Genomic DNA, 12,465 nt, shown 5'->3' on the forward strand with positions numbered 1-12,465 from the left:
CCTTGCCGGGCCAAAACTTATCCCTCGTTCACCACATCACGCGACTTCTCATCAATCGGCTTTCCTGACCAGTACCCCGCCAGCAGCGAGCCGGAAAGGTTATGCCAGACGGAGAACAGCGCGCCAGGCAGCGCCGCGAGCGGGCCGAAGTAGATTTTGCCCAGCGCCGCCGCGAGGCCGGAGTTTTGCATCCCGACTTCAATGGCCAGCGTACGGCAGGTGGACTCGTCAAATCCGAACAGTTTCCCGCCCCAGTAACCGCCGAGCAGGCCGATGGTGTTATGCAGGATAACGGCGATAATCACTACAAAACCGACCGACGCAATATGCGATGCGGAACCGGCAACCACTGCGCTGATGATCGCCAGAATGCAGGCCATTGAAAAGGCGGGCAGGTACGATTCCACCGCTTTCACGACGCGTGGGAAGAGATGGTGCACGATAAGCCCGAGGCCAATCGGGATCACCACGATTTGCAGAATGCTGAGCAGCATGCCCATCACATCCACCTGAATATGCGCGTCGACATACAGGCGCGTCAGTAGTGGAGTGGCAATGACGCCGACCAGCGTGGAAACGGACGAGATAGTCACCGACAGGGCAACATCGCCTTTCGCAAGATAAATCATGACGTTAGATGCCGTGCCGCTGGCAACGCTGCCGACTAACACCATCCCGGCGGAGAGTTCCGGCGGCATCTTAAACAACAGCGCCAGCACCCAGGCGGCGAGCGGCATGACCAGATAGTGCAGGAATATCCCTGCCGCAACCGGCGCGGGGCGCGAGAGCACACGTTTGAAATCGTCAATTTTCAGGTGCACGCCCATGCCGAACATAATCAGCATCAGCAGCGTGGCGACCCACGGGCCGATGGCGGTAAAGGTGGTTGGCGTGTTGTAGGCAATAACAGAGAGTAGCAGCGCCCATAACGGGAACAGCCGGGTCAGTACAGCGAGCATGTTATATTCCTTGCGATAATGTTGTGTTTGCTTGTTATAAAAAAGCCGGGTTCGAGCCCGGCTATTGTTATTATTTATCGTGTGTTCGAATTTTATTCAAACAAATTATGATGCAGTTTCTGCACCACTTGCTCGGCTTCGGTGCCAGGCACCAGGAAGCACAGGTTATGGCTGGAGGCGCCATAGCAAATCATACGGATGTTGAACGGCTCCAGTACGCCGAAGACCTCTTTACCCACGCCGCAGGCTTTTGACAGATCGTTGCCAATCAGCGCCACCAGCGCGAGACCTTCCTCGACCTCTACCCGACACAGTGCAGACAGTTCCATCAGCAGCGACTGCGTCAGCAGCGTATCGCCTGTTGAGGTGGAGCCGGTGGTGTCCAGCGTCAATGCCACGCTCACTTCAGAGGTGGTTATCAGATCGACCGAGATATTGTGGCGCGCCAGAATGCCGAAGACTTCTGCGAGGAAGCCGCGGGAGTGCAGCATATTCAGGCTATGCAGCGTTAACAGAGTTTGTTTACGACGCAGCGCCAGCGCGCGGAACAATGGCGGATTTTGCGTCTGGTTGCACACCAGCGTACCGCCTGCTTTTGGATCTTTGCTCGAGCCGACAAAGACCGGAATATCACTGCGAACGGCGGGCAGCAACGTTGCCGGGTGCAACACTTTCGCGCCGAAGGTGGCCATTTCCGCCGCTTCTTCAAAGGCAATTTCATCAATGCGCTGCGCGGAAGGGACGACGCGCGGATCGGTGGTGTAAATGCCCGGAACGTCCGTCCAGATATCAACGCGCGTCGCGTGTAGCGCTTCTGCAAGCAGCGCGGCGGTGTAATCGCTGCCGCCACGGCCCAGTGTCGTCGTGCGGCCCTTGCTTTCGCTGCCGATAAAGCCCTGGGTAATCACTAATCCTTCATTCAGTCGTGGAGCCAGCTGTTGCGCGGCCAGTTCGGACAGCGCCGCGATATCCGGCTCCGCACGACCAAAACGATCGTTGGTGCGCATCACTTTACGCACGTCAAACCACTGTGCCTGGACATTGCGCTCGCGCAGGATCTCCACAAACAGCAGGGTAGACATCAGTTCACCGTGGCTGACCAGTTCGTCGGTGAGTGCCGTCGAGGTAGCCAGCGACGCGGCTTCTGCCAGCGTGGTGATGTTTTCCAGCAGGCGTTCGATCTCTTCGCGGATCACGTTGGGATAACGTAAACGTTCCAGAATATCGAACTGAATTTTGCGGATAGCGTCGAGTTTCTCGAAACGCGCTGTCGGCTCCAGACCTTCAGCCAGGGCAACCAGCAGGTTGGTAATCCCGGCAGAGGCGGAAAGGACCACTAAACGGACGCTGGTATCGGAAAGCACCACGTCGGCGCTGCGGTTCATGGCATCAAAATCGGCTACGCTTGTACCACCAAACTTGGAGACAACAATATTTGTCATTACAACCTCGTGTCAGGGAATGAAAAGAGCGACCATGGCACAAGGGCGAAACAAAAACCGGTGCAGGCGCAAATACCGTATTTATAAATAAAAGGTGTGGAGGACACTGTCAACGACGGGATTATGCGGATTTTTCATGCTGCCCAGGCTCTGAGTAATGGTGCTTATAACAGCTATACTCGTCGTACTTCGAGTCGCCTGTGCGTTGACTACGCCCGCACGCCCGAATCGCTTATCTGACCAGGCGCTTCGGGATTCTTTTGCGTGCCGTTTTCCTGCAACTCGAATGTTTGCTGCTTTTCATCCGCGTTTGACACATGCCTGGGTTACGGCACTAAAACAATCACACTTTTCTGTGACTGGCGTTACAATCGATCTCAGTCACAATTCTCAAAATCAGAAGAGTATTGCTAATGAAAAACATCAATCCAACGCAGACCTCAGCCTGGCAGGCGCTACAAAAACACTTTGAAGAGATGAAAGACGTTACGATCGCGGAGCTGTTCGCGAAAGATAGCGATCGCTTCTCTAAATTTTCTGCAACGTTCGACGATCTGATGCTGGTGGACTTCTCCAAAAACCGCATCACCGAAGAGACGCTGAGCAAGTTACAGGCGCTGGCCAAAGAGACTGACCTGGCGGGTGCCATCAAGTCGATGTTCTCCGGTGAGAAGATCAACCGCACCGAAGATCGTGCGGTGCTGCATGTTGCACTGCGTAACCGTAGCAATACCCCGATTATCGTTGACGGCAAAGATGTGATGCCGGAAGTCAATGCGGTGCTGGAGAAGATGAAAACCTTCTCTGAAGCGATCATCTCCGGCAGCTGGAAAGGTTACACCGGTAAAGCGATCACCGACGTGGTAAACATCGGTATCGGCGGTTCTGACCTCGGCCCATTCATGGTGACCGAAGCGCTGCGTCCGTACAAAAACCATCTGAACATGCACTTTGTCTCTAACGTTGATGGCACCCATATCGCGGAAGTGCTGAAGAAAGTAAATCCGGAAACCACGCTGTTCCTGGTCGCGTCTAAAACCTTCACCACGCAAGAAACCATGACCAACGCCCACAGCGCGCGCGACTGGTTCCTGGCAACGGCGGGCGATAACAAGCACGTGGCGAAACACTTCGCGGCGCTCTCTACCAATGGCAAAGCGGTGGGCGAGTTCGGCATCGATACCGCAAACATGTTCGAGTTCTGGGACTGGGTGGGCGGTCGTTACTCTCTGTGGTCTGCGATCGGCCTGTCGATCATTTTGTCCGTCGGCTTCGACAACTTTGTTGAGTTGCTCTCCGGCGCGCACGCGATGGACAAGCACTTCTCCACCACTCCGGCTGAGAAAAACCTGCCGGTGCTGCTGGCGCTGATCGGTATCTGGTACAACAACTTCTTCGGCGCAGAAACCGAAGCCATTCTGCCGTATGACCAGTATATGCACCGTTTCGCGGCCTACTTCCAGCAGGGCAACATGGAATCCAACGGCAAATACGTTGACCGTAACGGCAACGCGGTGGATTACCAGACTGGCCCAATCATCTGGGGTGAACCGGGCACTAACGGTCAGCACGCGTTCTATCAGCTGATTCACCAGGGCACCAAAATGGTTCCTTGCGACTTTATCGCACCGGCGATTACGCACAACCCGCTGTCGGATCACCATCCGAAACTGCTGTCTAACTTCTTCGCACAGACTGAAGCGCTGGCGTTTGGTAAATCCCGCGACGTGGTTGAGCAGGAATACCGTGACCAGGGTAAAGATCCGGCTACGCTGGATCATGTCGTGCCGTTCAAAGTGTTTGAAGGCAACCGCCCGACCAACTCTATCCTGCTGCGTGAAATTACACCGTTCAGCCTGGGCGCGCTGATTGCGCTGTATGAGCACAAGATCTTTACTCAGGGCGCAATTCTGAACATCTTCACCTTCGACCAGTGGGGCGTAGAGCTGGGCAAACAGCTGGCAAACCGTATTCTGCCGGAGCTGAATGATGATAAAGAAATTGACAGCCATGACTGCTCGACGAACGGTCTGATTAACCGTTATAAGCAATGGCGTGGGTAATTAATATTACGTAATGAATGCCGGCGAAATGCCGGCATTTTTTTATCGGATAATTCCTGTTGTCTGTGTTTTGGCGCTCATTCCTATATTGAGCTTAATCCTAAAATAACCAATAACCTGAAAATCACACTCTGCTATTTTCAGATAATACGGATAATTAAAAGCAATAATAAAATCACATATCAATGATTTTTAAGTGTTTTTTAATTTAAATTAAAAATGTTTTTATTCTAAAAGTCTAATCATCCTAAAACAGTCTTGCTATTTCCCCTCACGTCAGTTGGCTTGTCTTAATTGTGTATACTCGATCCCGCCTGAAATTATTTTGGGTAAATCTCCATTCATTCAATGAAGGGAAATAGCTATGAAAAAAGTTCTGTATGGCATTTTTGCCATCTCTGCGCTTACGGCAGCCTCCGCCTGGGCAACTCCCGTTCAGGTGGGAGAAGCGGCAGGTGCGGCAGCAACGTCGGTGTCGGCGGGAAGTTCCTCCGCCACCAGCGTAAGCACCGTAAGTTCTGCGGTGGGCGTCGCACTGGCGGCGACCGGCGGTGGTGATGGTTCTAATACCGGGACCACCACTACCACGACCACCCGTACCCAGTAATACCGGTACGTTTAATTCTAACCACACTTCGGTGTGGTTATTTTGCCCCTCTGGAGAAGAGTCGTGAAGCGACCTGTACTCATCGTCATTTGCCTGCTGCTACAGGCATGTTCAGCCACCACCAAAGGGCTGGGAAATTCATTGTGGGAAAGTCTGTTTGGCACGCCGGGCGTGCAACTGACGGACGATGATATTCATAACATGCCCTACGCCAGCCAGTATATGCAGCTTAACGGCGGGCCTCAGCTGTTTGTGGTGCTCGCTTTCGCAGAGAACGGGCAGCAGAAATGGGTGACGCAGGACCAGGCCACTCTGGTGACCCAGCATGGCCGTCTGGTGAAAACACAGCTCGGCGGTGACAACCTCATTGACGTGAATAACCTCTCCGCTGACCCGCTGGCAAAACCTGCGCAGATTAGCGATGGCGCAACGTGGACCCGCACGATGGGCTGGACCGAGTATAAGCAGGTGCGCTACGCCACCGCCCGCTCGGTCTTCACATGGGCTGGCACCGACACCCTCACACTCGGCAGTGAAGCGACGCCGGTGCGCGTGCTGGATGAAACCATCACGACCGATCAGACACGCTGGCATAACCGCTACTGGATTGACAGCGACGGACAGATTCGCCAGTCAGAGCAGTATCTGGGGGCAAATTTCTTCCCGGTAAAAACCACGCTCATTAAGGCGGCGAAACCATGATGAAACAGTCTATTGCGGCGCTGATCCTCAGTCTGAGCGTGCCATCTGTCTTTGCTGCAGGCACCGTTAAGGTTTTCACTACAGGCAGTACCGAGCCGAAAACACTGGCCAGTGCGGAACATCTGATTGACCTGGTAGGGCAGCCCAGACTGGCGAACAGCTGGTGGCCTGCTGCGGTCATCAGCGAAGAACAGGCGACCGCCACGGCGCAACGTGAGCAGCAGGCGCTGTTAGCGCGTCTGGCGGCGTATGGGAGAGACGATAACGGCGGCGATGCTGCGGCAATCCGTGTGCTTTGTCAGCAAATTCAGGCACTGAAGGTGACCGGCAGGCAATTTATTCCTCTCGATCCGGACACGGTACGCGTCGGTGAGCGGAGCAATCCGCCGCTGCAGGGAAATTACACCCTGTGGGTGGGGCCGCAGCCAACGAGCGTCACGCTGTTCGGTCTGGTGAGCCGACCGGGTAGCCAGCCGTTTACCCCCGGTCGCGATGTTGTGAGCTACCTCGAAGGACAAAGCCTGATTGCTGGAGCCGATCGCAGCTATGCATGGGTCGTTTATCCCGACGGCCGCACACAAAAAGTGCCGGTGGCGTACTGGAATAAACGCCACGTTGAGCCGATGCCCGGCAGCATTATTTTTGTCGGTCTTTCCGATTCCGTCTGGAGTAACACCCCCGATGCGCTTAACGCCGACATTCTTCATACCCTGACGCAGCGGATACCTGAATAATGAAAAAAACACATCTGCTCAGCATACTGGCGCTGGGCGTCAGCGCGGCGTGTCACGGTGAAACGTTTCCCGCCCCCATTGGGCCGTCACAGTCTGATTTTGGCGGCGTGGGGCTGTTGCAAACGCCCACGGCGCGCATGGCGCGGGAAGGTGAGATGAGCCTGAACTACCGTGATAACGATCAGTACCGCTACTACTCCGCCTCCGTGCAGCTTTTCCCGTGGCTGGAAACCACGCTGCGCTACACCGACGTCCGCACGAAACAGTACAGCAGCGTGGAGTCGTTTTCCGGCGATCAGACCTATAAAGATAAAGCCTTCGACGTGAAATTGCGTTTGTGGGAAGAGAGCTACTGGATGCCGCAGGTGGCGGTCGGCGCGCGCGATATTGGCGGTACCGGCCTGTTCGATGCAGAATACATCGTCGCCAACAAAGCCTGGGGACCGTTTGATTTCTCGCTGGGCCTCGGCTGGGGCTACCTGGGCACCAGCGGCAATGTGAGCAACCCATTTTGTTCCGTCAGCGACAAATATTGCGATCGCGATAACAGCTATAAACAGGCGGGCTCTGTCGATGGCAGCGAGATGTTCCACGGCCCGGCATCGCTGTTTGGCGGTGTGGAATACCAGACCCCCTGGCAACCGCTGCGCCTGAAACTGGAATACGAAGGCAATAACTATCAACAGGATTTTGCCGGTAAGCTGGAACAGAAAAGCAAGTTTAACGTCGGCGCCATTTATCGCGTTACCGATTGGGCCGACGTTAACCTCAGCTATGAGCGCGGCAACACCTTCATGTTTGGCGTCACGCTGCGCACCAACTTTAACGATCTGCGCCCCACTTACAACGATAACGCCCGACCGAAATACCAGCCAGAGCCGCAGGACGCCATCCTCCAGCATTCGGTGGTGGCCAATCAACTGACATTGCTGAAATACAATGCCGGGCTGACGGATCCGAACATTCAGGTGAAAGGCGACACGCTGTACGTCACCGGCGAGCAGGTGAAATACCGCGACTCCCGCGAAGGGATCGAGCGCGCTAACCGGATCATCATGAACGATCTGCCTGAGGGGATCCGCACGATCCGGGTGACGGAAAATCGGCTCAATATGCCGCAGGTGACGACCGAAACCGAGGTTTCCAGCCTGAAGCGTCATCTGGAAGGCGAACCTCTGGGTCACGAAACCCCACTGGCGCAAAAACGCGTGGAGCCGGTGGTGCCACAAGCCACGGAACAGGGTTGGTATATCGATAAATCGCGCTTTGATTTCCACATCGATCCGGTGTTGAACCAATCCATTGGCGGCCCGGAAAACTTCTATATGTATCAGTTGGGCGTGATGGGAACGGCAGATCTGTGGGTGACGGACCATCTGCTCACCACCGGTAGCCTGTTCGCGAATATCGCCAATAACTACGACAAGTTTAATTACACCAATCCGCCAAACGACTCTCAGCTGCCGCGCGTGCGTACCCACGTGCGTGAATACGTTGAGAATGACATTTACGTTAATAATCTGCAGGCCAACTACTTCCAGTATCTGGGGAAGGGTTTCTACGGGCAGGTCTACGGCGGTTATCTGGAGACCATGTTCGGCGGCGCCGGGGCAGAAGTGCTCTATCGTCCGGTAGACAGCAACTGGGCGTTTGGTCTGGATGCTAACTATGTGAAACAGCGTGACTGGCGCAGCGCGCAGGACATGATGAAGTTTACCGACTACAGTGTGAAGACCGGTCATTTAACGGCGTACTGGACGCCGTCGTTTGCCCAGGATGTGCTGGTGAAGGCGAGCGTCGGGCAGTATCTGGCGGGAGATAAAGGCGGCACGCTGGAAATAGCCAAACGCTTTGATAGCGGTGTGGTGGTAGGCGGTTACGCGACCATCACTGATGTATCGCCGGATGAGTATGGGGAAGGGGACTTCACCAAAGGCGTCTATATCTCCGTTCCGCTGGATCTGTTCTCTTCCGGACCGACCCGTAGCCGCGCGGCGATCGGCTGGACGCCGTTGACACGTGATGGCGGCCAGCAACTGGGTCGCAAGTTCCAGTTGTACAATATGACCAGCGATCGCAGCGTGAATTTCCGTTGATGGGGATTTGCCGGATGGCGCTGTGCTTATCCGGCCTACGGTCCTGTAGGCCCGGTAAGCGTAGCGCCACCGGACGATTTACAAATGGCGTAACAATTTTGCCGGATTTCCTGCGTACACCCCTTTTTCGGTAATTGATTTTGTCACCACGCTGCCTGCGCCAATCACGCAGCCATCGCAGATGCTGACGGCCAGAATCGTCGCGCCGCTGCCGATGGAAACCTCATTGCCAAGGGTAATTCGCCCCCAGCAGCTACGGTCGGCATTGGGTTTTCCTTCCCGAAACATATCGTTGGCGAACATCACGCCGTGCCCGATAAAGCACCGGCTTCCGACAGTGACATATTCGCAGATAAAGGTGTGCGACTGGATTTTGGTGTCGGCGCCAATCTGCGAGTTGGCCTGGATTTCAACGAAGGGCCCCACAAAGACGTTGTCGCCGAGCGTGCAGTCGTAGAGGTTTGCGGGTTCATAAATCACCACATTTTCGCCGCAGATAACGTTACGGACGGTTGACTGTTTTAACTGCATTTTTCATTTTCCGTTGAAATCAGTTGAAGCAATGATGATCGCCTGTTGACTCTGCCTGAACAAAATATAAACAAAAAATGTAGATCTCTGTCACATTTCTGCGTTATACAGGAACCTCGCTACTGAGAAAGAGGTGCTGTTATGACGTCGCTATCTCGTCCGCGTGTTGAGTTTATCTCCACGATCCTACAGACCGTGCTGAATCTTGGACTGTTGAGCCTGGGTCTGATCCTGGTCGTCTTTCTTGGCAAAGAGACCCTGCATCTGGCGGATGCGCTGTTCGCGCCTGAGCAAACCAGCAAGTATCAGCTGGTGGAAGGGTTGGTGGTCTATTTCCTCTATTTTGAGTTTATCGCGCTGATTGTGAAGTATTTTCAGTCAGGCTTTCACTTTCCGCTGCGTTACTTTGTCTATATCGGGATCACGGCCATTGTGCGGTTGATCATCGTCGATCATAAATCTCCCATGGATGTATTGATCTACTCGGCGGCGATCCTGCTGCTGGTGATCACCCTGTGGCTGTGTAATTCAAAACGGCTAAAACGGGAATAAAAAAAAGGGCGCTCCGTAGAGCGCCAAATCACAGTCACAAGTTGGGATAACGTAAGTTGAGGGTAGCAGTGGCATTGCCCGTTGCCGGGCGGGTCTAACACAGGTACTTCGATGAAACTTAGCCTTTCACACCGCCTGCCGTCAGGCCGTTAACCAGCCAGCGCTGCGCCAGCAGGAACACGAGGGTGATTGGAATCGCAGAGAGTACGGCGGCGGCGGCAAAGTCGCCCCACAGGTAGTTTTGTGGGTTGAGATATTGCTGCATACCGACGGCCAGGGTGTAGCTATTCACATCTCGCAGCAGCAGAGAGGCGACTGGCACTTCGGTGATGGCGGCGATGAACGACAGAATAAACACCACGGCCAGAATCGGTACGGAAAGTGGCAACAGCACCAGGCGGAAGGCCTGCCATGGGGTTGCGCCATCCAGCGCGGCCGCTTCTTCCAGCGAGCCGTCGATAGTTTCGAAATAGCCCTTAATGGTCCACACGTGCAGCGCAATGCCGCCCAGATAGGCGAAGATCACCCCGCCGTGGGTATTCAGACCGATAAACGGAATGTACTGGCCGAGGCGGTCAAACAACGCGTACAACGCCACCAGAGAGAGCACCGCCGGGAACATCTGGAAAATCAGCATCCCTTTTAGCAGGGTCGCTTTACCTGGGAAACGCATACGGGCAAAGGCGTAAGCACAGGTCGTGGAGAGCGTGACGATACCAACCGCTGTGATGCCCGCAATTTTCACCGAGTTCCACAGCCACAGCAGTACCGGGAATGGCGGTGGAGTCACGCGGCCATCAGCATGTTCAACGCTGAAGCCCAGCGCCAGCCGCCAGTGCTCCCAGGAGATGTTTTCCGGGATCAGGCTCCCGGTGGCGAAGTTACCTTCGCGCAGTGAGATAGCGATAACCATCAGCAGCGGGAACATGATGGCTGCGATGAAGATCAGCAGCAGAAGATGCGTGGTAAACAGGCGCAGTTTCTGAGATTTCGGTTGTACCATAGCCATAATTTTCATTACTCCTTAGCATCGCTCCAGGCTATTTTGCTTGCCATTTTGAACCCGGGCAGTGCTCAAAATCCTCACGTACTACGTGTACGCTCCGGTTTTTCCGCGCAGTCCGTGTCCAAACTGGCTGCGCCAATAACGCCTGGTTAATCAGGCTTAATCAAACTTCATACGCGTGGCTTTCAGGTTCACAATCGCCAGCGCACCGACCAGCAGGAAGATCAGCGTGGCAATTGCCGCCGCCAGACCAAAGTCCTGGCCGCCGCCGCCTTCGAAGGCGATGCGGTAGGTGTAGCTGACGAGCAGGTCGGTATACCCGGCTGGCGTGGTCGTGCCGAGTCGGTCCGGACCGCCGTTGGTCAACAGTTGAATCAGTACGAAGTTGTTAAAGTTAAAGGCAAAGCTGGCGATCATCAGCGGCGTCAGCGGCTTAATCAGTAGCGGCAGCGTGATTTTAAAGAAGTTCTGGAACGGGGTTGCGCCATCCATTGCCGAGGCTTCATACAGGTCGTCCGGAATCGCTTTCAGCAGGCCCATGCAGAGGATCATCATGTACGGATAACCGAGCCAGGTGTTGACGATGATAATCATCGAACGGGCCGTGGTCGGGTCACTGAACCAGGCCGGTTTGACGCCAAACAGCGCGCTCAGCATCATGTTGATTTCACCAAAGCTCTGGTTGAACAACCCTTTGAAAATCAGAATCGAGATAAACGACGGAACGGCGTAAGGCAGAATCAGCAGCACGCGGTAAATCGCTTTGCCTTTCAGCGCTTCCCACTGCACCACGCACGCCAGCACCATGCCCACCGCCACGGTCAGAAGCACGGTGAGTACGGAGAACACCACTGTCCAGACGAAGATAGCGAAGAACGGTTTCTGGATCCCTTCATCGGTAAAGACGCGGGTGAAGTTCTTCCAGCCAATGGTCACGGTATAGCCAGGACTCAGTTTCTGAGTATCCCAGCCGCCTTCGGCGTTGACGGACTGGTAGTAACCAATGTCGTTATTTGCGCGGTATTTCACGCCGCTCTGGTTGTTCGTTAGCGTCCCGTCGTCAGCCAGCGAGTAGAGCGGTTGTGTGCCGGAGAACTGACGCAGTGAGCTCATGATAACTTTGCTTTCATCCGGCAGGATGGCGGTTAACTGGGTCAGCGCCTGGCGGTTCTGGGTGATCACACGCAGATTCGCGCGTTCACCGACTGGCAGGGCGTCGGTCTCTTTCAGTTGCAGTTTTTGCTCGCCGCCAAATTTAAAGGCGTCGGAGAGATAGTTTTTACCGCTTTCACCGTCGGTGAGGGCCAGTTGCCACTCGTCACCCGCCGGATACAGACCAAAATTGTAGGTTTTTCCCGCCTGATAAGAACGATCCATCAGGACTTGCTGAGCGCGTTCGAAGGAAAGCTGGTTGGTACTACTGTAGTTAGTAAATGCGATAGCGATGGTACAAATCAGCGGGAACAGAACAAACAGTCCCATACCGGCCATACCCGGATAAACATAGCGCCAGGCGTAGGCCTTACGATTGGCGAAAATATACAGGCCAGCTGAGCTTAAAATCAGCGTCATGATGGCGAACAGATATTCCCCTTGTGCATACATTAAAACGACAAGGTAACCCACCAGCAAGCCCAGCAGACCAATCACTGACCATTTCAGTGTGTCGCTTTGCCACCAATGTTTCTTTTTAATGACATCCATGGGGATCTTCCTCTACAGCATTGAAATCTTGTGGCAAATGCGCCGGGTGGCGCTGCGTTTATCAGGCCT

At 54.5% G+C, this 12,465-nt stretch carries 11 protein-coding genes; 6 read left to right on the forward strand and 5 right to left on the reverse strand.

The genetic code is table 11. The annotated features are described in order from the left end of the window. Nucleotides 1–17: 17 nt before the first annotated feature. Nucleotides 18–959, reverse strand: a complete 942-nt coding sequence (gene panS, locus AC07NP_RS09915; RefSeq protein ID WP_494660364.1) for a ketopantoate/pantoate/pantothenate transporter PanS — start codon at nt 957–959, stop codon at nt 18–20. A gap of 92 nt (nt 960–1,051) precedes the next feature. Beyond that, nucleotides 1,052–2,401: a lysine-sensitive aspartokinase 3 gene (lysC, locus tag AC07NP_RS09920; RefSeq protein WP_203359314.1), complete on the reverse strand. Its 1,350-nt coding sequence runs from the start codon at nt 2,399–2,401 to the stop codon at nt 1,052–1,054. Between the two features lie 413 nt (nt 2,402–2,814). Here lysC and pgi point away from each other — a divergent pair, with 413 nt between their 5' ends. The 5 genes from pgi to AC07NP_RS09945 all read left to right on the forward strand — a co-directional run bounded on the left by pgi (nt 2,815) and on the right by AC07NP_RS09945 (nt 8,603). Beyond that, complete coding sequence (gene pgi / locus AC07NP_RS09925) at nt 2,815–4,464, forward strand: glucose-6-phosphate isomerase (protein WP_494660365.1); 1,650 nt, start codon at nt 2,815–2,817, stop codon at nt 4,462–4,464. A gap of 364 nt (nt 4,465–4,828) precedes the next feature. Then, a complete protein-coding gene (yjbE, locus tag AC07NP_RS09930) occupies nt 4,829–5,071 on the forward strand; it encodes an exopolysaccharide production protein YjbE (RefSeq protein ID WP_494660366.1) in 243 nt (80 codons plus the stop codon). Between the two features lie 63 nt (nt 5,072–5,134). After that, complete coding sequence (locus AC07NP_RS09935; RefSeq protein ID WP_494660367.1) at nt 5,135–5,773, forward strand: YjbF family lipoprotein; 639 nt, start codon at nt 5,135–5,137, stop codon at nt 5,771–5,773. Next, the gene (locus tag AC07NP_RS09940) at nt 5,770–6,507 is read left to right on the forward strand and encodes a capsule biosynthesis GfcC family protein (protein WP_494660368.1); all 738 of its coding nucleotides are present in this window, start codon (nt 5,770–5,772) and stop codon (nt 6,505–6,507) included. Before AC07NP_RS09935 ends, AC07NP_RS09940 begins: the two co-directional genes overlap by 4 nt. Beyond that, nucleotides 6,507–8,603, forward strand: coding sequence for a YjbH domain-containing protein (locus AC07NP_RS09945; protein WP_494660369.1), 2,097 nt, complete (start codon nt 6,507–6,509; stop codon nt 8,601–8,603). Before AC07NP_RS09940 ends, AC07NP_RS09945 begins: the two co-directional genes overlap by 1 nt. Nucleotides 8,604–8,681: 78 nt before the next feature. Here the strand turns inward: AC07NP_RS09945 and AC07NP_RS09950 are convergent, their stop codons facing one another. Next, nucleotides 8,682–9,134: an acyltransferase gene (locus AC07NP_RS09950; protein ID WP_494660370.1), complete on the reverse strand. Its 453-nt coding sequence runs from the start codon at nt 9,132–9,134 to the stop codon at nt 8,682–8,684. Nucleotides 9,135–9,275: 141 nt separating this feature from the next. Between AC07NP_RS09950 and psiE the strand changes: the two genes are divergently transcribed. After that, the gene (psiE, locus tag AC07NP_RS09955) at nt 9,276–9,686 is read left to right on the forward strand and encodes a phosphate-starvation-inducible protein PsiE (protein WP_276293176.1); all 411 of its coding nucleotides are present in this window, start codon (nt 9,276–9,278) and stop codon (nt 9,684–9,686) included. A gap of 118 nt (nt 9,687–9,804) precedes the next feature. Here the strand turns inward: psiE and malG are convergent, their stop codons facing one another. Together malG and malF are read right to left on the reverse strand one after the other, a co-directional pair. Next, nucleotides 9,805–10,695 carry a maltose ABC transporter permease MalG gene (gene malG / locus AC07NP_RS09960; RefSeq protein ID WP_494660371.1) on the reverse strand — a complete coding sequence of 297 codons (891 nt, stop codon included), beginning with the start codon at nt 10,693–10,695 and terminating at the stop codon, nt 9,805–9,807. A 156-nt stretch (nt 10,696–10,851) separates the two neighbouring features. Next, a complete protein-coding gene (malF, locus tag AC07NP_RS09965) occupies nt 10,852–12,396 on the reverse strand; it encodes a maltose ABC transporter permease MalF (protein WP_494660372.1) in 1,545 nt (514 codons plus the stop codon). Nucleotides 12,397–12,465: the final 69 nt, after the last annotated feature.

The sequence above is a fragment of the Citrobacter sp. GW821-FHT07H02 genome (assembly GCF_059418505.1).